Origin of the sequence: Paenarthrobacter sp. FR1 (assembly GCF_051106045.1) — a bacterium.
GTDB classification, from domain to species: Bacteria; Actinomycetota; Actinomycetes; order Actinomycetales; family Micrococcaceae; genus Arthrobacter; species Arthrobacter nitroguajacolicus_A.
Map to the genome: position 1 here is coordinate 340712 of NZ_JBPFSF010000005.1, position 18929 is coordinate 359640.

20 protein-coding genes are annotated in these 18929 nt (G+C 64.4%); 17 read left to right on the forward strand and 3 right to left on the reverse strand.

The window, feature by feature from the left end:
* The first annotated feature begins 2 nt into the window (after positions 1-2).
* From pcaH to ACR30Z_RS12680, 9 genes are all read left to right on the forward strand, one after another.
* On the forward strand, positions 3-872 hold the full coding sequence (pcaH, locus tag ACR30Z_RS12640; protein WP_144648770.1) for a protocatechuate 3,4-dioxygenase subunit beta: 870 nt from the start codon (positions 3-5) through the stop codon (positions 870-872).
* Positions 873-876: 4 nt separating this feature from the next.
* Positions 877-1482 carry a protocatechuate 3,4-dioxygenase subunit alpha gene (gene pcaG / locus ACR30Z_RS12645; protein ID WP_434372870.1) on the forward strand — a complete coding sequence of 202 codons (606 nt, stop codon included), beginning with the start codon at positions 877-879 and terminating at the stop codon, positions 1480-1482.
* Positions 1479-2918 carry a lyase family protein gene (locus ACR30Z_RS12650; RefSeq protein WP_434372871.1) on the forward strand — a complete coding sequence of 480 codons (1440 nt, stop codon included), beginning with the start codon at positions 1479-1481 and terminating at the stop codon, positions 2916-2918. Before pcaG ends, ACR30Z_RS12650 begins: the two co-directional genes overlap by 4 nt.
* Positions 2911-3714 carry an alpha/beta fold hydrolase gene (locus ACR30Z_RS12655; RefSeq protein WP_144648767.1) on the forward strand — a complete coding sequence of 268 codons (804 nt, stop codon included), beginning with the start codon at positions 2911-2913 and terminating at the stop codon, positions 3712-3714. Before ACR30Z_RS12650 ends, ACR30Z_RS12655 begins: the two co-directional genes overlap by 8 nt.
* Complete coding sequence (gene pcaC / locus ACR30Z_RS12660; RefSeq protein WP_144648766.1) at positions 3711-4160, forward strand: 4-carboxymuconolactone decarboxylase; 450 nt, start codon at positions 3711-3713, stop codon at positions 4158-4160. The genes ACR30Z_RS12655 and pcaC overlap by 4 nt, the downstream gene beginning before the upstream one ends.
* A 76-nt stretch (positions 4161-4236) precedes the next feature.
* On the forward strand, positions 4237-5466 hold the full coding sequence (locus tag ACR30Z_RS12665; RefSeq protein WP_434372873.1) for a thiolase family protein: 1230 nt from the start codon (positions 4237-4239) through the stop codon (positions 5464-5466).
* A gap of 2 nt (positions 5467-5468) precedes the next feature.
* Entirely contained in the window at positions 5469-6152 is a 684-nt protein-coding gene (locus tag ACR30Z_RS12670) for a 3-oxoacid CoA-transferase subunit A (RefSeq protein WP_434372874.1), read from the forward strand.
* 2 nt (positions 6153-6154) lie between these two features.
* Positions 6155-6820, forward strand: coding sequence for a 3-oxoacid CoA-transferase subunit B (locus ACR30Z_RS12675; protein WP_434372876.1), 666 nt, complete (start codon positions 6155-6157; stop codon positions 6818-6820).
* Positions 6821-6926: 106 nt separating this feature from the next.
* Complete coding sequence (locus ACR30Z_RS12680) at positions 6927-7730, forward strand: IclR family transcriptional regulator domain-containing protein (protein ID WP_144648762.1); 804 nt, start codon at positions 6927-6929, stop codon at positions 7728-7730.
* Positions 7731-7788: 58 nt separating this feature from the next.
* Here ACR30Z_RS12680 and ACR30Z_RS12685 read toward each other — a convergent pair whose 3' ends face one another.
* Positions 7789-8133: an iron chaperone gene (locus tag ACR30Z_RS12685; protein ID WP_144648761.1), complete on the reverse strand. Its 345-nt coding sequence runs from the start codon at positions 8131-8133 to the stop codon at positions 7789-7791.
* Positions 8134-8178: 45 nt separating this feature from the next.
* Between ACR30Z_RS12685 and ACR30Z_RS12690 the strand changes: the two genes are divergently transcribed.
* The gene (locus tag ACR30Z_RS12690; RefSeq protein WP_434372879.1) at positions 8179-9585 is read left to right on the forward strand and encodes a DUF2252 domain-containing protein; all 1407 of its coding nucleotides are present in this window, start codon (positions 8179-8181) and stop codon (positions 9583-9585) included.
* 20 nt (positions 9586-9605) lie between these two features.
* On the opposite strand, the gene ACR30Z_RS12695 is transcribed toward ACR30Z_RS12690, so the two are convergent.
* Positions 9606-10004, reverse strand: coding sequence for a RidA family protein (locus ACR30Z_RS12695; protein ID WP_434372881.1), 399 nt, complete (start codon positions 10002-10004; stop codon positions 9606-9608).
* Positions 10005-10138: 134 nt separating this feature from the next.
* Between ACR30Z_RS12695 and ACR30Z_RS12700 the strand changes: the two genes are divergently transcribed.
* From ACR30Z_RS12700 to ACR30Z_RS12730, 7 genes are read left to right on the forward strand one after another with little or no spacing between them, the layout of a single operon-like run.
* A complete protein-coding gene (locus ACR30Z_RS12700; RefSeq protein ID WP_434372883.1) occupies positions 10139-11005 on the forward strand; it encodes a fumarylacetoacetate hydrolase family protein in 867 nt (288 codons plus the stop codon).
* 27 nt (positions 11006-11032) lie between these two features.
* Positions 11033-11515 carry a cupin domain-containing protein gene (locus tag ACR30Z_RS12705; protein ID WP_144648757.1) on the forward strand — a complete coding sequence of 161 codons (483 nt, stop codon included), beginning with the start codon at positions 11033-11035 and terminating at the stop codon, positions 11513-11515.
* Positions 11516-11518: 3 nt separating this feature from the next.
* Positions 11519-12391, forward strand: a complete 873-nt coding sequence (locus ACR30Z_RS12710; protein WP_434372885.1) for an acyl-CoA thioesterase — start codon at positions 11519-11521, stop codon at positions 12389-12391.
* A gap of 46 nt (positions 12392-12437) precedes the next feature.
* Positions 12438-14117 carry an AMP-binding protein gene (locus ACR30Z_RS12715; RefSeq protein WP_434372886.1) on the forward strand — a complete coding sequence of 560 codons (1680 nt, stop codon included), beginning with the start codon at positions 12438-12440 and terminating at the stop codon, positions 14115-14117.
* A gap of 14 nt (positions 14118-14131) precedes the next feature.
* The gene (locus tag ACR30Z_RS12720; protein WP_434372888.1) at positions 14132-16522 is read left to right on the forward strand and encodes a bifunctional salicylyl-CoA 5-hydroxylase/oxidoreductase; all 2391 of its coding nucleotides are present in this window, start codon (positions 14132-14134) and stop codon (positions 16520-16522) included.
* A gap of 2 nt (positions 16523-16524) precedes the next feature.
* On the forward strand, positions 16525-17886 hold the full coding sequence (locus ACR30Z_RS12725) for an MFS transporter (RefSeq protein ID WP_434372889.1): 1362 nt from the start codon (positions 16525-16527) through the stop codon (positions 17884-17886).
* A 7-nt stretch (positions 17887-17893) separates the two neighbouring features.
* On the forward strand, positions 17894-18301 hold the full coding sequence (locus ACR30Z_RS12730; protein WP_434372891.1) for an acyl-CoA thioesterase: 408 nt from the start codon (positions 17894-17896) through the stop codon (positions 18299-18301).
* A gap of 68 nt (positions 18302-18369) precedes the next feature.
* On the opposite strand, the gene ACR30Z_RS12735 is transcribed toward ACR30Z_RS12730, so the two are convergent.
* Complete coding sequence (locus ACR30Z_RS12735) at positions 18370-18903, reverse strand: hypothetical protein (protein ID WP_039243426.1); 534 nt, start codon at positions 18901-18903, stop codon at positions 18370-18372.
* Between the last annotated feature and the right edge of the window lie 26 nt (positions 18904-18929).

The window sequence follows — 18929 nt, forward strand, 5'->3', positions numbered from 1 at the left end:
CTGTGCCGCAAGACCAGACCGTCCAGCAGCTCGAATCCGAGGAGCTCGTGCCGCCCGCTGAGCCACACGCCGCGCACGATTCCAAGAAAGTGGAAACCCAAGCGGATCTCAGCGCTGAGATCCAGGCCATCGGGGACCGTTATGCCCAGGCGCTGAAGAACGGCAAGGGTCCCGAAACCATGCCGCGCCTGGACTACTCCCCTTACCGGAGCAGCATCCTGCGCCACCCCACCAAGAGCCTGCACCACGCGGACCCGGAAACCATCGAGCTCTACTCGCCGGCGTTCGGGCACCAGGACGTGCACGCACTGGAATCGGACCTGACCATCCAGCACAACGGCGAGCCGCAGGGTGAGCGCATCATCGTCGCCGGCCGCGTCCTTGATGGCGACGGCCGCCCGGTTGCCGGTCAGCTTGTGGAAATCTGGCAGGCCAACGCATCAGGCCGCTACATCCACAAGCGCGACCAGCACCCCGCACCGCTGGATCCCAACTTCACGGGCGTGGGCCGCTGCATCACCGGTACGGACGGTTCCTACAGCTTCACCACCATCAAGCCCGGCGCGTACCCGTGGAAGAACCACCTCAACGCCTGGCGCCCGGCCCACATCCACTTCTCCATGTTCGGCTCGGAGTTCACGCAGCGCATCGTCACCCAGATGTACTTCCCGGGCGACCAGCTCTTCCCGCTGGACCCCATCTACCAATCGATCGTGGACCAGGACGCCCGCGACCGCCTGGTGGCACAGTACGATCACGAGCTGACCAGCCCCGAGTGGGCCCTCGGCTACAAGTGGGACATCATCCTGACCGGCTCCAAGCGGACCTGGACGGAAAACGAAGCATACGGCGACGCCGGGGACGAGGAGTAAGCGCATGAGCAAGCTGGCACCCACACCGGGTCAGACCGTTGGCCCCTTCTACGGTTACGCCCTCCCCTTCACCAAGGACAACGAACTCCTGGCTCCCGGCAGCCCCGGCAGCATCCGCCTCCAAGGCACGGTGTTCGACGGCGCCGGGAACACCATTCCGGACGCCATCCTGGAGATCTGGCAGCCGGACTCCGAGGGCAACATCGTCCAGCGCACCGGCTCCCTGGTTCGAGACGGCTACACCTTTACCGGCTGGGGCCGCGGCTCCGTGGGGAACTCCGGTGTGTACACCTTCACCACAGTTAACCCCGGCCCTACCGCGCCGGGAGCGGCGGCGTTCATCTCCGTGGCCGTTTTCGCCCGCGGACTCATGAACCGCCTCTTCACCCGCGTATACCTGCCGGAAAACGAGGAAGCATTGGCCAACGATCCTCTGCTGAGCTCCCTTGATCCCGAACGCCGCAAGACCCTGATCGCACGCCGCGATCCCGATGGCGGGCTTACCTGGGACATCCGACTGCAGGGCGGCGACGAGACCGTGTTCCTGGACTTCCAGCAGGACGGGTCGCTGGACAACAGCGTCGGCAACAACCAGGACGCCCCCGCATGACCAACGGCGACTTCGGCCTCCTTAGCCCCGTTACGGCGTCGCCCGCTGTGGCGTCGCTGACGGGCGACCGTGCCGTGATCGCGGCAATCCTCGACGTCGAAGCCTCCTGGGCTGCCGTCCTCGAGGAGGCTGGGCTTGTCCCCGCCGGATCCGCCGCTGTGGTGGCCGAAGCCGCCGATCCCTCTTCCTACGACGCTGCCGCTATCGCTGAACGTGCCCAAGGCGGCGGCAATCCGGTGATTCCGTTGCTCAGCGACCTGCGCACCCGCGTCAAGTCCCTGGACGCTGACGGGATCGGCGCGGGCAAGGCGGTCCACACCTCGCTCACCAGCCAGGACGTCCTCGACTCCGCCCTGATGCTGCTCGCCAGTCGCGCCGTTTCCGCGCTGCTGGTTGACGTCAAAGGCACGACGACGGCGCTCGCCACCTTGGCGGAACAGCATGCGGACACCCTGTGCGTGGGCAGGAGCCTGACGCAGCATGCGCTTCCGTACGCGTTCGGGCTCAAAGCAGCGCAGTGGTTCCAAGGCGTCGCGGCCGCGGCTTCACGTTTGGCATCGCTTGCGTTGCCGGTCCAGTTCGGCGGGGCCGGCGGGACGTTGGCCTCGGGGACCAAGCTGACGGCGGGCTCGGGTTCAACTCCGTTCACGTTGGCCGATTCCCTGGCGTCCACGCTGGGCCTGGCCCCGGCACCGGCGCCGTGGCACACCAACCGCCTGTCCGTCACGGCGCTCGGCGACGGACTTGCCGCGCTCATCGATTCCTTCGGGAAGATCGCCGCCGACCTGCTGTTCCTGAGCCGTCCGGAGGTTGTCGAACTCGGCGAACCGTTGGCCGCCGGGCGGGGAGTTTCCTCGGCCATGCCGCAGAAGCAGAACCCCGTACTGTCCGTGCTTATTCGCAGTGCAGCGTTGCAGGCGCCCGGCCTCGCATCGCAACTTCACCTGGCAGCGGCCACCTTCAATGACGAACGCCCGGACGGCGCCTGGCATAGTGAATGGCCGGCCCTGCGGCAATTGCTAGCGCTGGCCTTGGGCGCAGCCGGCCACCTCCGGGAGCTGACAGAAGGCCTCCGTGTCTTCCCCGAGGCGATGCGGCGGAACCTGGAACTCTCGGGACCGCTGCTGCTCAGCGAAGGCGTAGCGGCCGCCGTCGCACCTCTGCTCGGCGAGGACGGAAAGCAGAAGCTGCAGGCCGTCGTCGACGAAACCCTGAAGGCACCCGCCGCGGAGCAGTCCCGCATCTACACCAAGCTGCTGCGTGAAACGGTGCCTGCGGACAAGCTGTCCGACGCGGAACTCGAAGCGCTCCTGGACCCCGCGAGCTACCTAGGCGAAGCCCAGGAGATCAACCGCCGGATCCTCGCTGCCTACCCCGACTTCGCCAAAGCAGCCGACAACACAGGAACCTCATTGAAGGGAGCCCCTCGTGGCTAAGCCAACTGTCAAGGCCGTGCTGCTGTCCCCGCAGCGCGAACTGGGAGCCAAACCGCTTCTGGTGGTAGGGCCATCGCTGGGCACGTCCACCATTCTCTGGACGGAAACCGCGGCCCTCTTGGGCGACGACTACGACATCGTCGGCTGGGACCTCCCCGGCCACGGCATCTCGCCGACCACCACCGAAGGTTTCGACATCGCGGAACTGGCTGACGCCGTCGTCGATTTGGTTGATTCGGTGAGTCCGGGTGCGACCTTCCACTATGCGGGCGTCTCGCTGGGAGGGGCCACCGGCCTGCAGCTCGGCATCAAGCACGGCGATCGCCTCCGCAGCCTGTCCGTCCAGTGCAGCGGCGCCAAGCTGGGCACCCCCGAAGGCTGGCTTGAGCGCGCCGAAACCGTGCGCAAACTCGGTACACCCGTGATGATCCAGGGTTCCGCGGAACGTTGGTTCGGCCCGGGCTTCATGGACCGCCGGCCGGAGATCAGCAGCCGCCTGCTGCACGCCCTCCGCGACGCCGACCGCTTCGGCTACTCGTTCTGTTGCGAAGCCCTCGCCGCATTCGACGTCCGCGAGCAGCTCGGCGGCATTACTGTCCCCACCCAGGTAATCGCGGGCGTCGAGGATTCAGTAGCGCCGCCGTCGCTCGCTGAAGAGACAGCCGCCGGGATTCGCTCGGGTGGCGGTATCGCTGTGGTGGAAACGCTCGACGGCGTCGCGCACCTGGCGCCCGCAGAAGCGCCGGCCGTGGTGGCCGAACTCATGCGCACTTTCATGAAGGAGAACGGACGATGACCTCTTCAACTGAGCTGAATGACGCCGGGCGGAATGGTGCCGTGCAGGCGGATGCCACCGCGCAGGACATTTACGACGCCGGCATGGTGGTCCGCCGCGAAGTGCTCGGCGACGCGCACGTGGACCGGGCGAACGCCAACAAGGATTCCTTTACCGAGGACTACCAGGACATGATCACCAGGATCGCCTGGGGTGGCATCTGGACGCGGCCCGGGCTGAGCCGGCAAATGCGCTCCGCCGTCACCCTCACGGCGCTGGTGGCGCACGGTCACTGGGAGGAGCTGGCCATGCACGTCCGGGCAGCCCTCAACAACGGCCTGAGCAGGGACGAAATCAAGGAAATCCTGTTGCAGACCGCCATCTATTGCAGTGTGCCGTCGGCCAACTCGGCCTTCAAGACTGCCCAGAAAGTATTCGCTGAGATCGACGCCAACGAGCCCAACTAACTGGCAGTAGTGGTTGTTCTGAGGGCTCAGAGCAACCACTACTGCCAGTCAGTTGGGTAGAACGAAAGAGAAAACCATGAACCAGGCTTTTGTGTACGACGCCGTGCGCACGCCCTTTGGCAAGTTCGGCTCCGGCCTTGCCGCAGTCCGTCCCGATGACCTTGCCGCCCACGTGGTCCGCGAGTCCGTTCGCAGGGCCCCGGGGCTGGATGTTGAGCGGATCGACGAGGTGGTGTTTGGCAACGCCAACGGCGCCGGCGAGGAAAACCGCAACGTGGCCCGCATGGCTACTTTGCTGGCCGGCCTGCCTGTCTCCATTCCGGGCACCACGGTCAACCGTTTGTGTGGCTCGTCCCTGGATGCGGCCATTATTGCTTCGCGGCAGATCAACGCCGGCGACGCCGACCTCATGCTGGTAGGCGGCGCCGAGTCCATGTCCCGCGCCCCGTGGGTGCTGCCCAAGACGTCCAAGCCCTACCCGGCCGGTGACATGACCCTCGCGTCCACCACGCTTGGTTGGCGTTTGGTGAACCCGGCCATGAACAAGGACTGGACCATCTCCCTGGGCGAAGCCACCGAACGGCTGCGCGAGAAGTACGGGATCACCCGGGAACGGCAAGATGCTTTTGCGGCGGACTCGCACAACCTGGCCGACGCCGCGTGGAACGAAGGCTTCTACGACAATCTCGTTACCGCAGTCCCGGGCACTGACCTCGTCCGGGACGAAGGTATCCGTGCAGGTTCTTCCGCTGAGAAGCTTGCGGGTTTGAAGACCGTGTTCCGTCCTGAAGCTTCAGGGCCCGACGGCGGTACGGTCACCGCCGGGAACGCCTCGCCTTTGTCTGATGGTGCTTCGGCAGCGTGGATCGGTTCAGAGGCAGCTTCCTCGATCCTCGGCCTGGAACCGTTGGCCCGCATCGCCGGCCGTGGCGCGCACGGCAATGACCCACAGTTCTTCGGGTTCGCCCCCGTGGAGGCCGCGAACAAGGCCCTCGCGAAGGCGGGCATCGGCTGGGACCAGGTGGGCGCCGTCGAACTTAATGAAGCGTTCGCCGCTCAATCGCTGGCGTGTGTTGACGCGTGGGGGATCGACCCCTCAATCGTGAACCAGCATGGCGGGGCGATCGCGATGGGTCACCCGCTCGGGGCATCCGGGACCCGCATTCTGGGTACACTTGCCCGTTCCCTGCAGGCCTCGGGCCAGCGTTGGGGTGTCGCGGCGATCTGCATCGGCGTGGGCCAAGGCCTTGCTGTGGTGTTGGAAAACGTTTCTGCCGCTCCGTCCGCACAACCAGTGAAGGGTTAGCCATGCTGAATTTCATAGACACTGTGGGAGAGGCCGTCGCCGGCATCAAGGACGGATCCACCGTGATGATCGGCGGGTTCGGTAACGCCGGGCAGCCGTTCGAACTCATCGACGCCCTGATGGATTGTGGCGCCAAGGACCTGACCGTGGTCAACAACAACGCAGGCCAGGGCGACCAGGGCCTCGCGTTGCTGATCAAGGAAGGCCGGGTCCGCAAGATGATCTGTTCCTTCCCGCGGCAGTCCGATTCCTGGCACTTCGACGCCAAGTTCCATGCCGGTGAGATCGAGCTGGAGCTGGTGCCGCAGGGCAACCTGGCTGAGCGCATCCGAGCCGCCGGCGCCGGGATCGGCGGGTTCTTTACCCCCACCGGCTACGGCACCACCTTGGCTGAAGGCAAGGAAACCCGGTTGCTGGATGGGAAGTGGCAGGTGTTCGAGACGCCGATCCACGCCGACGTCGCCCTGATCAAGGCACTGAAGGCCGACGGCAAGGGCAACCTCGTCTACCGCAAGACCGCCCGGAACTTCGGCCCCATCATGGCTGCCGCAGCCAAGCACACCATTGTGCAGGTCTCGGAGATCGTGCCCACCGGTTCGCTGGATCCGGAGAACGTGGTGACACCCGGTATTTACGTCAACAGCGTGGTCCGCGTCGGCGGCACCAGCACGGAACAGGTGGCCTGACCATGAGCACCCAGACAAGCATCCAGACGTCCGAGAAGCCGCTGGGCCGCGACGAACTCGCCCAGCTGGTGGCCCGCGACATCGCTCCCGGTTCCTTCGTGAACCTGGGGATTGGCCAGCCGACGCTCGTGTCCAACTACCTCACCGAGGAACAGAACATCACGCTCCACACGGAGAACGGGATGCTCGGAATGGGCCCGGCAGCTGTTGGCGAGGAGATCGACGGTGATTTGATCAACGCCGGCAAAATCCCCGTCACCGAACTCCCTGGAGCCTCATACTTCCACCACGCAGACTCGTTCGCGATCATGCGCGGCGGGCACCTGGACATCTGCGTCCTCGGCGCCTTCCAAGTCTCCGCCACCGGCGACCTCGCCAACTGGCACACGGGTGCCCCGGACGCTATCCCCGCCGTCGGTGGGGCGATGGACCTCGCCACGGGCGCCAAGGACGTGTTCGTGATGATGACCCTGCTGACGCGTGAGGGCGTGTCCAAGCTGGTGGAGCAGTGCACCTACCCGCTCACCGGCGTCGGCTGCGTGACCCGCGTCTACACGGACAAAGCAGTGTTCCTCACCGGCCCGGACGGCGTCACGGTCCGCGAGACCTTCGGCTGTACCTTCGACGAGATCCAGGAGCTCGTGCCGCTGTCTTTGAAAAAGGCATAGCAGGCCCCGCAAATCTGGGCTCCCCGTTGCGGGGCCCGCTTTACATGTCATTTGCCCCGATTAGGGCGCAAAGCAGGCCCCGCAACGCACCCTAGGATTGGTAACCATGAGCGATTCCGCAGTTACCCCGCAGGCCAGCGACCAGTATGTCCAGTCGCTGGCCCGGGGTCTCGCCGTGATCCGGGCGTTCGACGCGAACAATCCGCTGATGACCCTCAGTGAAGTGGCTGCCCGCACGGACCTGACCCGTGCCACGGCCCGGCGATTCCTGCACACGCTCGTTGAACTCGGCTATGTCCGCACCGATGGCAAGACGTTCGCACTCACGGCCAAGGTGCTGCAGCTCGGCTATTCGTACCTGTCGGCGCTGTCCCTGCCGCAGTTGGCCCAGCCGCACCTGGAACAGCTCAGCCTCAAGCTGGGGGAGTCCACTTCCGCCGCGGTCCTCGACGGACAGGACATCTTCTACGTAGCGCGCGTCGCCACCAAGCGCATCATGAACGTTGGTATCACCGTCGGCACGCGCTTCCCCGCGTACGCCACGTCCATGGGTCGCGTGCTGCTCGCCGGATTGCCGCAGGCCAAGCTTGAGGCCTACCTCACGACGGCGGAACTTACGCCGCTCACGCCGCGAACCGTCGCCAGCGTCCCCGACTTGAGGGCCGCCGTCGAACGCGTCCGTACGCAAGGCTGGTGCCTGCTGGACCAGGAGCTGGAGATCGGGCTGATGTCCATCGCAGCCCCGGTGTGGAACCACAACAACGGCGACAACGTTGCGGCCATCAACGTCTCACTGCAGGCCCAAGCGGTCGCAGCGCAGCCGGACCCGGACGCGTACCTCGAGTCAGTGCGACAGGAAGTGGTGGCCACAGCCAACGCCATTTCGCAGGACGTCTCCGCGAAGCACTGAGTTTTTGTACAGCTAATGCCCTCAAGCTGGCCTCATAAGGGCTTTACCTGTACAAAAACTACTTCCGGATCGCTGCCAACCGCGTCTCCAGGATCCGGCGTACCAACGAGTCCGGCACGGGATTGTCGGCAGAGAACCGCAACGTCCCCGGCGACCAGGAATAGCCGCCTAATTCCTCCGACATTTCTGGCAGGATCTGTCCGCTGAAGGGGTACAAGGCCAGGTGCTTCTTGGTTTCCAGCACGCTGAGGAAGCCCTTGCCGTCAACCAGCAATGCCGGCATGCCATAGCTGACGCCTTCTTCGGCATGAGGGGCGAGTTCGCGGGCGATTCCCACAATCCGCTCAAGGATCCCGCGGTTGGCCTCGCTGACGTTCTCCAAATATTCGGTGACGGTTCCCATAAGGACATGGTTCACCCAAGACGGGCTGAATGCCACACTTGGGGCATGAGCCCACTTGTCAGTGCTCGCTGGAGCCCCGTGGAGCAGGACCGGGCCAAGGGGAAAGCCGCCCGGCAATCGCTCCCCCGCAGCGCCCAGGGGATATTCCTGACACCGGAGCGGAACCCGGTGGCCATACTTGAGGAACAGCACGCTTCCCGGGTGGCGCACCTTGTTCCGGTACGTGTCGGTCGGATGCTGCAGACACCGTTTGCCTTCTACCGGGGAGCCGCGGCCGTCATGGCTGGGGACGTGTCCCTCGGGCAGACGTCCGGGCATCAGGTGGTGGCATGCGGCGACGCGCATCTGGCGAACTTCGGCTTGTATGCCTCTCCGGAGCGGCGCTTGGTCTTCGACCTCAACGATTTTGACGAGGTCTTCCCGGCCCCGTGGGAATGGGACGTTAAGAGGCTCACGGCAAGTATCTGGCTGAGCGGGCGCAACAGCGGGCACTCGGAGGAACAATGCCACACTGCAGTGGAAGCTGCGGCTCGGTCGTACCGGCTGGCCATGCGGAGGTTGTTCGAGGGAACAGCCGCAGAAAGGTATTACTTCCAGGTTGACACGGAGATTCTGACGGCAACGATGGCGTCGGGTCCGTTTTCCGAGAAACGCCTTCTGGACAAGGACATGAAGAAGGCCAAGCGGCGCACCTCGGAGCAGGTCCTGGCGAAAATGACGGCTGAGACTGTCCACGGAGAGCCGAGGATCGTTGACCAGTGGCCGCTGGTGTACCACCCGGAAACGGCCACGCTGGATCGCGTGAGCGCACTCTTTGACCTGTATCGAAGCTCGCTGAGGGCCGACACTGCGGTGCTGGTGAGCCAGTACAGGCTGGTGGATGTAGCGATCCGTGTAGTCGGCGTGGGCAGCGTGGGCACGCGGTGCTGGGTGATCCTGATGCTGGGACCGTCCGGGGAACCATTGTTCCTGCAGGCCAAGGAAGTCCAACGGTCAGTGCTGGAGAGCCATGGCGGCGCCAAGCCATCCTCAGATGTGGTTCGTTTGCTGACGAACTTCGGCCAGGGCTATCGCGCCGTGGCGGGGCAACGGATCATGCAGGCGCAGTCTGACCCGTTCCTGGGGTGGGTGGGCAACAGCGTGGAGACTGATGGCCAGCTGCGTGACTACTTCGTCCGCCAATTCCGCGACATGAAGGGTTCCTTCGCGGTGGACGAACTCGGCCCTGGACCGCTGGCCGATTATGCCCGTTTGTGCGGCGGAGTGCTCGCCCGCGCCCATTCCCAAACCCCTGGCAGCGCGTTCATCGCGGGATACCTTGGCCGTTCGGAGGTGTTCGAGAAGTCAATGACGGGATGGGCGAGGCATTACGCCGACCAAACCGAGAAGGACCATGCGGAGTTGGAACGCGCAGTTCGGGCCGGCCGCCTCGACGCTGAGAGCGGCATCTAACCCGTCTGCTTGTTCCGGGCTTAGCGCTCCGGAATGACTGCGATGCCCTGGATTTCGATCAGGGCATCTTTCTGCCACAGGCGAGTGACACCGATGCCCGCCATGGCCGGGTACTGCGAGCCCGCCATCTCGCGCCAGATGCGCCCGATCTCGCGGCCGTTGGCCATGTAGTCATCTACGTCCGTGAGGTAGATGGTGACGTTCACGAGGTCTTCCGGCTGTCCGCCGGCTTCACGCAGCGTGGTCAGGACGTTGGTGAACGCCTGCGTGAACTGCTCCACGATGCCGCCGGGAACGATGTTCATGTTCTTGTCCAGGGCCGTCTGCCCGCCCAGGAAGACCGTGTTGCCGGCAAGGATGCCGTGCGCGAATCCTGAAGGTTTAGGCAGCGATTCCGGGTTGATTGTCTGGTGGCTCATGCTGTTCCTCCTCGTTGTGGCAACTGCAAAAACTTTTGAAAAGCCTCTGTGCAGATCATTTCCGCCGTGCTACGTTGAGCATATGTGACGATCGTAAAAAAGTCGACACATCACAAAACCTCGAAGGGAACGCAATGAAACTAGCCACCTTGCGCACGGCAAACGGAGGTACGACGGCGGCACTCGCCACGGGCGCCGACTCTTACCTCGCCTTGCCCGCAGCTGACGTCGGGGCCCTTCTGGCCCTGCCCGAGTGGCGGCAGATCGTCGAGAAGACAGCAGCAGCCCAGGAAGCCCACCAGCAAGTCATTGCCGCAGTGGATGCCGACGTCGCACCGCTGCTGCCTCGCGCCGGCAAAGTCATCTGCTGCGGCCTGAACTACGGCGACCACATCCAGGAGATGGGCCGTGAACTGCCGGAATATCCCACCCTGTTCGCCAAGTACGCGGACACCTTGGTAGGAGCCGCAGACGCTGTAGAAGTCCACGGCAGCGGCCGCGTCGACTGGGAAGCCGAGCTGGCCGTCGTCGTGGGTTCCGAACTGTACCGTGCGGACGAAGACCAAGCCCGTGCGGCAATCGCCGGGTACACCGTGGCCAACGACGTCTCCATGCGCGACTGGCAAAGCCGGACGTTGCAGTGGTTCCAAGGCAAGGCCTTCGACGCAACCACTCCGGTGGGGCCGGTGATGCTGACAGCTGACGAGGCCGGGCAACACTTCGACGTTCGCGGCTATGTCAACGGCCAACTCGTGCAGCAGGGAAACACCAGCACCCTGGTGTTCGGCCCGGCGCAGCTCCTGTCCTACATCTCCCAGTTCACCGTCCTTCGCCCCGGAGACCTGGTGCTCACGGGAACGCCCGGGGGAGTGGGCATGGGAATGACCCCGCCACGCTTCCTCAAAGACGGCGATGTCCTCACCACCGAAATCGACGGGATCGGCCAACTGGAAAACCAATTCCGGATCCACGCCCCCGCAGCCATTCCCGCAAACGCCTAGTCCCACCCCAACTGTTAGGAGAGACCCATGAGCCAGACCACCACCGAATACCGCCTCGAAGGCGACAACTCCATCTACGCCCAGGCCGACGGCAAAGTTGTCCCCGTGGTCACCCGTGCCGGCGCCGAGGACACCAACACCGCGCAATCCGGCGATTGCATCCGCGTCTCCGGCGTCAGCATCCAGCACACCCCGGCAACCAAAATCTGGTTCGGCCAGGTGTCCAACACCCCCGGCTACCGCTCACTCCCGCACCACCACGGCGAGGCTGAGACCGGCGGCTACGTGCTCCGTGGCCACGGCCGGATCTACTTTGGCGAAAACTACTCGGAGTTCCTCGATATGAAGGCCGGCGACTGGGTGTTCGTACCGCCGTTCATGCCCCACGTGGAAGCCAACATGTCCGTCACGGAAGAGCTCGTGTGGCTCACCGCGCGCACGCCGGAGAACCTTGTGGTCAACCTCGAGGACGTGGCCGACGAAACCCTCGTCGACTACCGCCGGGCCTAAGCCATGATCACTGGAACCCTGACATCGGAGACCTTCCTCAAAGCCGTCGAGCTCACGCCCGCAACGGCCGAGGTGTTCGACGAAGCCTATGAAGCAACCACCCAATACGTGCCGTGGCCAAAAGCCTACGGTGGCGACATGGTGGCCCAAGCCGCAGCTGCCATGATGCGCTCGGTGGACGCCGACCGGACGCTGCACTCGATGCACAGCTACTTCATGCGTCCGGTGGATATCGGTTCCAGTGTCCGTTACGAAGTGGAGCGCTTGCGGGACGGCCGCGGGTACTCCACCCGTACCGTCCGCGGCTTCCAGAACGGCAAGCCCGTGTATGCCGCCATGGGGTCCTTCCAGGTTCCCGAAGACGGCCCGGACTTTCAGCCTGAGGCCCCTGCCGCCGTCGAGCCCGAATCGCTGCGCACTGCAGCGGAAGCGCTGGACGGAACCGACGGTACGGCCGCAGACTACTGGTCAACGGGTCGAAGCTTCGATATGCGGCATATTCCCGGTCCGGTATACATCGAGCTGGAGGGTGGTGCGGTGCCGCAGCAAGCCATATGGGTCAAGGCCTTTGACTCCCTGCCCGACGACCCAGACCTTCACCGAACCGCCCTTGCCTACGTCTGCGACTACACCATCCTGGAGCCGCTGCTCCGGGTCAATGGACTGAACTGGTCCAGCCCCGGACTTGCCACCGCCAGCCTGGACCACTCCATGTGGTTCCACCGCGACGGGCGCGTGGATGACTGGGTGCTCTACGCCCAGGACGCCATCTCCAGCCAAAGCAACAGGGGCTTGGCCATGGGTCGCTTCTTCGACCGGCAAGGAAGGCTCCTCGCCACAGTCGCCCAAGAGGGAATGATCCGGGCCGGCGCCTGAAACACCATTCATCAGCTTCAACGACGCACCACTGAAAGGAACGGCCATGAGCATGTTGCCATCGGCCCACGTGGACACGTTCACCCGCGACCACCTGCCGCCCGCCGATACCTGGCCGGCGCTTGAATTCACCCTTCCCGAACTCCACTACCCGGAGCGGCTCAACGCTGCCGCGGTGCTGATCGACGACGCTGTCGAACAGTACGGCGCAGACCGCCCCGCCCTCCGTACTCCAGACGGCGTTGTCTGGACCTACGGTGAGCTGCAAACCCGCTCCAACCAGGTAGCCCAGGTCCTCACCGAAGACCTCGGTGTTGTACCCGGCAACCGTGTGCTGCTTCGCGGTCCCAACAACCCGTGGATCGTCGCTGCCTGGCTTGGTGTGCTGAAAGCCGGTGCGGTGGTGGTGACCACCATGCCCATGCTGCGTTCCAGCGAGGTCTCCACCCTGATCCAGCTCACCAAACCGGTGGTGGCGATTTCCGACCACCGCTTCGTGGACGAGCTCGCGGTCGCCGCCGGGGATGCCGTCACGGTCCTCTCGTATGGAGCGGACGACGACGGCGACCTCACCTTCCGCTGCGGGCGCAAGAGCGGGGTGTTCACTGCCGTGGACACCTCCGCGGACGACGTTGCCCTGCTGGGTCCGACGTCGGGCACCACCGGCGTGCCCAAGGTGACCATGCATTTCCATCGCGACATCCTGGCCAACGCCGATACCTTTGCCCGTTACGTCCTGGAGCCCACGGCCGATGACGTGTTTGCCGGTTCACCGCCGCTTGCGTTCACTTTTGGGCTTGGGGGACTGGTGGTCTTCCCGCTGCGGTTCGGTGCGTCGTCGCTCTTGACCGAAAAGGCCGGGCCCGTGGAACTCGCGGAAAACGCCTCGACCGCGGGAGCCACCATCCTCTTCACCGCGCCCACGGCGTACCGGGCCATCCTCAAGGAGAACCGCGGGGACCTCCTGCGCGGCCTGCGCATCGCCGTTTCGGCGGGCGAGCACCTCTCCAAGGAAACCTGGGAAGCGGTCCGGGAGGCCACGGGCCTGCGGCTGGTCAACGGAATCGGTGCCACCGAGATGCTGCACGTCTTTATTTCCGCCGCCGGGGAGCACATCCGCCCCGGAACCACCGGACGAGCCGTGCCCGGCTTCAGGGCCACCATCCTGGATGCCGACGGCAACGAACTCGGCCCGGGAAACATCGGCCGCCTGGCAGTCATCGGCCCCACCGGGTGCCGCTACCTCGACGATCCCCGGCAGGCGAACTACGTGGTCAACGGGTGGAACGTCACCGGTGACACGTTCGCCATGGACGCGGACGGGTACTTCACCTACCAGGCCCGCTCGGACAACATGATCGTCTCCTCCGGCTACAACATCGGTGGGCCGGAGGTTGAAGCGGCCATCGACCAGCACCCGGACGTGGTGGAGAACGCGGTCATCGGAATCCCGGACGAGCAGCGCGGCAGCATCGTGTGCGCGTTCATCGTCCTGCGCGAGGGCGTCACCGGCGACGCCGCCAAGCGCAAGGAAATCCAGGATTTCGTGAAGCACACCATCGCCCCCTACAAATACCCCCGCGATGTCCGCTTCGTCACCGGGCTGCCCCGCAATCCCAGCGGCAAGCTCCAGCACTTCAAGCTCCGCGACGGAGTCCTTGCACAGGACGCCGGCAGCGCGAGCCAGACCCCACAACTTACCCCTGCCGGCCAGAGCCAGGCCTGAAAAGGAGCATCACCATGAAGATCGCAATCGTTGGAGGCGGCCCGGGTGGCCTGTACTTCGCAGCACTGATGAAGCAGCTGGACCCGTCACATGACATCACCCTCTGGGAACGCAACGCTGCCAGCGACACCTTTGGCTTCGGCGTCGTGTTTTCCGATGAGACGCTGGGCGGCATCGGGAACGCAGACCCCGTGGTGGCCGAGTACATGAGCCGCCGTTTTGCCCGTTGGTCCGATATCGACATCCACTTCCAGGACCAGATGATCACTGTCGGCGGCCAGGGCTTCGCTGCCATGAGCCGCAAGGAACTGCTGGAACTGCTGCAACGCCGCTGCATCGAGCTGAACGTTGACGTGCGGTTCAGCACCCTTGCCCCGGCCATCGAAGAACTCGAAGCCAACTACGATCTGGTGCTCGCCGCGGACGGAATCAACTCCCAGATTCGCGCCACGTACGCCGAGTCTTTCAAGCCAAGCCTTGACCCGCGCTCCAACAAATTCATGTGGCTCGGCACGGACCAGGTGTTCGAGGCCTTCAAGTTCTTCGTGAAGGAAACCGAGTGGGGCGTCATGCAGATCCACGGTTACCCGTACTCGGATGAGGGATCCACGTTCATCGTGGAAATGCACCAGGATGTGTGGCACGCGGCCGGCTTCGACGAGACCGCCAACGAGGTCTTCCCTCCGGGCGTTTCCGACGAAAAGTCCATCGCCAAGATCCGCGAGATTTTCGCCGAGGAGCTGGACGGGTACGAGGTCCTGACCAATAACTCCAAGTGGATCAACTTCACCACGATTCGCAACGAGAGCTGGCGCCACAACAACGTGGTGCTGCTGGGCGACGCCGCCCACACGGCCCACTTCTCCATCGGTTCCGGTACCAAGCTGGCCATGGAGGACTCCCTGGCCCTTGCCGCCTGCCTGCACGAGCACCCGGATGTCGAATCCGCGCTGGTGGCATACGAGGCCGAGCGCCGGCCGGTGGTGGCTTCCACGCAGCGCGCCGCCCAGGCCTCGCTGGAATGGTTCGAGCGCATTGGCCAGTACAAGGATCAGGACCCTACGCAGTTCGCGTTCAACCTGCTCACCCGCAGCCGCCGCATCACGCAGGAGAACCTCCGCCTCCGCGATCCCGAATTCGCCGACGCCGTGGACCGGAACTTTGCGGCGTCCCAAGGCCTCGCGGCAACGGCGCCTGCCATGTTCCAGCCATTCCGCGTCGGTGGGCTGGAGCTGAAGAACCGGATCGTGGTCTCCCCGATGGACATGTACTCCGCCGTCGATGGCGTGCCGGGCGACTTCCACAAGGTCCACCTGGGCTCCAAGGCCCTGGGCGGTGCCGGCCTGGTGATGACTGAAATGGTCTGCGTTTCCGAAGCGGGCCGTATCACGCCCGGCTGCAGCGGCCTCTACAACGACGAGCAGCGCGACAGCTGGAAGGAAATCGTGGACTTCGTCCACAGCCGATCAACCGCCAAGATCGGTGCCCAGTTGGGCCACTCCGGCCGCAAGGGTTCCACCAAGCTCATGTGGGAAGGCATCGACCAGCCACTCGAGTCCGGAAATTGGACCGCAGTTGGCCCCTCCGCCTTGCCGTACAGCCCGGAGAACCAGACGCCCGTGGAGCTGGATCGCGCCGGCATGGACGCCATCACGGCGGAGTTCGTTGCCTCGACCGTCCGCGCCGAGCAGGCAGGGTTCGACCTCCTGGAGATCCATGCGGCCCACGGCTACCTGCTGTCCTCCTTCCTCTCGCCGGTGTCCAACAAGCGGACCGACGAATACGGCGGCAGCTTGGAGAACCGGCTGCGGTTCCCGTTGGAAGTGTTCGACGCCGTTCGCGCGGCATGGCCTGCCAGCAAGCCAGTGACGGTGCGCATCTCCGCGACCGACTGGATCGAGGGTGGAAACACCTCCGACGATTCGGTGACGATTGCCAAGGCATTTGTTGAGCACGGTGCAGCCGGCCTGGATATCTCCACCGGCCAGGTGGCCAAGGAAGAAAAGCCAGCGTTCGGACGCAGCTACCAGACTCCGTTTGCCGACCGTATCCGTCAGGAAGTTGCCGCTCCGGCAGGCGTAGCGGTGATCGCCGTCGGCGCCATCTCCAGCTACGACGACGTAAATTCGATCCTGCTCGCTGGCCGTGCAGACCTTATCGCGCTGGGCCGTACGCACCTCTACGATCCCCAATGGACCCTTCACGCTGCTGCTGAACAGGAGTACCAGGGACCGGGCGCTGAATGGATCCCACAATTCCGCGCGGGACGCCGCAAACCGCCGAGCTCGCGCACAGACGCCGTCCGGCCCCGCCTGTCCTTGCTGAAGGAAGCGGACATCGAAGAGGCCAACACCCACCTTCGCTGGACCCCCGCGTCCGCCGCTGCATCGGTTCTGGTGAAGTAGCCATGGCCACCGCACCGGTCAACGACTGGAACGTGCCCAAGAAGACCACCGGATTGGTGTTGTTCTGCTGCTGGCTCGCTATCCTCGCCGAAGGGTATGACGTTGGCGTACTCGGGGCCATCCTCCCTGCTCTTGCCGAGTACAAGGAATGGAACCTCAGCCCATTGGCTTTGGGTGGCCTGGGCTCATATGCCTTGATTGGCATGCTTATCGGAGCCCTGTTCATAGGCACCCTCAGCGACCTCGTGGGTCGCAAGAAGATGCTCCTGGCCTCCATGGTGATCTTTACGCTCACCCAGGCAGGCGCAGCGTGGGCACCCAGCCCGGAGCTGTTCGGCATCTTCCGGCTGATCGGAGGCCTGGGCATGGGCGGTGTCATCCCCGTGGCAGCGGCCTTGACCATCGAGTACTCGGCTCCGAACAAGCGGTCCTACAACTACGGACTCATGTACTCCGGCTATTCGCTGGGCATTGTTGCCGCGGCCTTGGCTGCATTGTTTGTGCTGCCCCTCGGTGGATGGCGGGCCGTGATCGCGATCGGTGCTGCGCCGGTGGTGCTGATTCCGATCATCTGGAAGTTCCTCCCGGAATCCCTCGAGTATCTGGAGTCCAAGGGGCGCAGGTCCGAAGCCAAGGCGTTGGCCGCGAAGCTGCAGATTGCCGACTACCGTCCGGTGGTCCCCGTGGCACTCGTGGCCCAGGGCGGTCCCGTGGATCCCTGGTGGAAGACCATCACCACCATGTTCTCGCGGAAGTACCTGCGTTCCACAGTGTTCTTCTGGATCTCACTGTTCTGCGGCCTGGTGCTGGTCTACGGCTTGAACACCTGGCTGCCGAGCATCATGAAGAAGGCCGGCTACGACCTCGGCTCGTCCCTCACGTTCCTGTTGGTCTTCAGCCTGGCATCGGCCATCGGTGGCCTGCTACTGGGCCGCGCGGCTGACAAGTACGGCAAGAAGCTCATCCTGGTGGTGTTCTACATCCTTGGCGGCCTGGGCATCATGCTGTTGGTGTTCCCCAACACCATGGTGGTCAACCTGCTGTTCGTGGCCTTCGCGGGTGTCGGCTCCATCTCCACCTCGCTGGTACTGACCGGTTACATCGCCGACTACTACCCGGCCAAGGTCCGCGGTACGGCGACAGGTTGGGCTTTGAGCTTCGCCCGCTTGGGTGCCATCTCCGGGCCCTTGATCGGTGGCTGGATTGCCGGCTCCAAGTTGCCCTTCGAAGCGAATTTCGCCATCTTCGCAGGCATCGCGGTACTGGCAGCCGGTGCTGTGGCGATGATTCCCAAGCCCCAGCCCGAGGTGCCAGTCGCCGCCGTCGACGTTGACCCGGACGACGCCGCCGTGGGCGCCCGCTAGGAGAACCGTGGACAGGTTTCCGGAGGCGAGCATCCAGCGCACGGTGGAATGGGTGGACACCGACGCCTCCGGACACCAGCACAACTCAGCCATCCTGCGCTGGGTTGAAGCTGCGGAAGCCGAGTTGTTCCGGAAGCTGGAGTTGCCGGACTATTTCCCCAGCGCTCCCCGCGTCCAGCAAGTCATCAATTACAAGGCCAAGCTGTGGTTCGGCCAGCGCATCACCGCAACGGTGAAGATTCATGCGCTCGGCCGGACCTCGCTGACCATGGCCTTCGAGGTAATGTCCGACGGCGGCGAGATCGCCGCTTTCGGTACGGTCACCACGGTGCACGTTCCCAACGGAACCACTGCCGCGCAGCCCTGGCCGGAGCATTTCGTCCGGGCGATCCAGGGGGTGCCGGTCCGCGAGTAGTCCCGCGAGGTGGCAGTTAATGACAATGGAGAACTCCGGGATTGTCATTAACTGTCATCCCGACGTGGTTAGCGCAGGCCCTTCAGGATGTTCTTGGGGCGCTGCATCTCTCCGTGCTTGGCACCGAGAATGATGACCCAGGCGGCGAAGGCGGGAATAGCCCACTGAAGGGCCTTCAGTTGGGTCTGTGCGGACTTCAGCTCATCGGAGGCGCCTGCGCGCGGTTCCGTGGCTCCTTCGGCGCCTTCGCCGGAGAGTTCGTCAACCTTCTTGCCCACGATGCCTGCGTAAAGGGTCACCGCAGCTCCTGCCAGGGTCACCACAGTCTTGTAGACGGTGTTGGCGGCTACGTTGTCCTGCTTGGCGATACGACCCTTGTTCTCCCAGGCGATGGCGAGGTCGGAGGCGAGGTGGCCTGCGAAGGCCGCGGTCTGGATCGGAGCCCATTTGCCCCAGCCCTTGCTGGACAAGCGGGTGCGTTCGGTGGGGTCCTTGGCTTCCGCGGCTGCTCCGTTGAGCCCGATTGCCCCCATCAATGAGCCGCCAAACCACGCTGCAGCGGTGAGGTCGTGGATGGAACGGGCTACAAGATTTCCTGCCATGATGTGCTTCCTATCGTTGATGCGGA

Excerpts from the sequence above, each read along its gene's own strand:
- pcaG (WP_434372870.1), top strand. The coding sequence starts at position 877 with ATGAGCAAGCTGGCACCCACACCGGGTCAGACCGTTGGCCCCTTCTAC.
- ACR30Z_RS12650 (WP_434372871.1), top strand. The coding sequence starts at position 1,479 with ATGACCAACGGCGACTTCGGCCTCCTTAGCCCCGTTACGGCGTCGCCC.
- pcaC (WP_144648766.1), top strand. The coding sequence starts at position 3,711 with ATGACCTCTTCAACTGAGCTGAATGACGCCGGGCGGAATGGTGCCGTG.
- ACR30Z_RS12665 (WP_434372873.1), top strand. The coding sequence starts at position 4,237 with ATGAACCAGGCTTTTGTGTACGACGCCGTGCGCACGCCCTTTGGCAAG.
- ACR30Z_RS12670 (WP_434372874.1), top strand. The coding sequence starts at position 5,469 with ATGCTGAATTTCATAGACACTGTGGGAGAGGCCGTCGCCGGCATCAAG.
- ACR30Z_RS12675 (WP_434372876.1), top strand. The coding sequence starts at position 6,155 with ATGAGCACCCAGACAAGCATCCAGACGTCCGAGAAGCCGCTGGGCCGC.
- ACR30Z_RS12680 (WP_144648762.1), top strand. The coding sequence starts at position 6,927 with ATGAGCGATTCCGCAGTTACCCCGCAGGCCAGCGACCAGTATGTCCAG.
- ACR30Z_RS12685 (WP_144648761.1), bottom strand. The coding sequence starts at position 8,133 with ATGGGAACCGTCACCGAATATTTGGAGAACGTCAGCGAGGCCAACCGC.
- ACR30Z_RS12690 (WP_434372879.1), top strand. The coding sequence starts at position 8,179 with ATGAGCCCACTTGTCAGTGCTCGCTGGAGCCCCGTGGAGCAGGACCGG.
- ACR30Z_RS12695 (WP_434372881.1), bottom strand. The coding sequence starts at position 10,004 with ATGAGCCACCAGACAATCAACCCGGAATCGCTGCCTAAACCTTCAGGA.
- ACR30Z_RS12700 (WP_434372883.1), top strand. The coding sequence starts at position 10,139 with ATGAAACTAGCCACCTTGCGCACGGCAAACGGAGGTACGACGGCGGCA.
- ACR30Z_RS12705 (WP_144648757.1), top strand. The coding sequence starts at position 11,033 with ATGAGCCAGACCACCACCGAATACCGCCTCGAAGGCGACAACTCCATC.
- ACR30Z_RS12710 (WP_434372885.1), top strand. The coding sequence starts at position 11,519 with ATGATCACTGGAACCCTGACATCGGAGACCTTCCTCAAAGCCGTCGAG.
- ACR30Z_RS12715 (WP_434372886.1), top strand. The coding sequence starts at position 12,438 with ATGAGCATGTTGCCATCGGCCCACGTGGACACGTTCACCCGCGACCAC.
- ACR30Z_RS12720 (WP_434372888.1), top strand. The coding sequence starts at position 14,132 with ATGAAGATCGCAATCGTTGGAGGCGGCCCGGGTGGCCTGTACTTCGCA.
- ACR30Z_RS12725 (WP_434372889.1), top strand. The coding sequence starts at position 16,525 with ATGGCCACCGCACCGGTCAACGACTGGAACGTGCCCAAGAAGACCACC.
- ACR30Z_RS12735 (WP_039243426.1), bottom strand. The coding sequence starts at position 18,903 with ATGGCAGGAAATCTTGTAGCCCGTTCCATCCACGACCTCACCGCTGCA.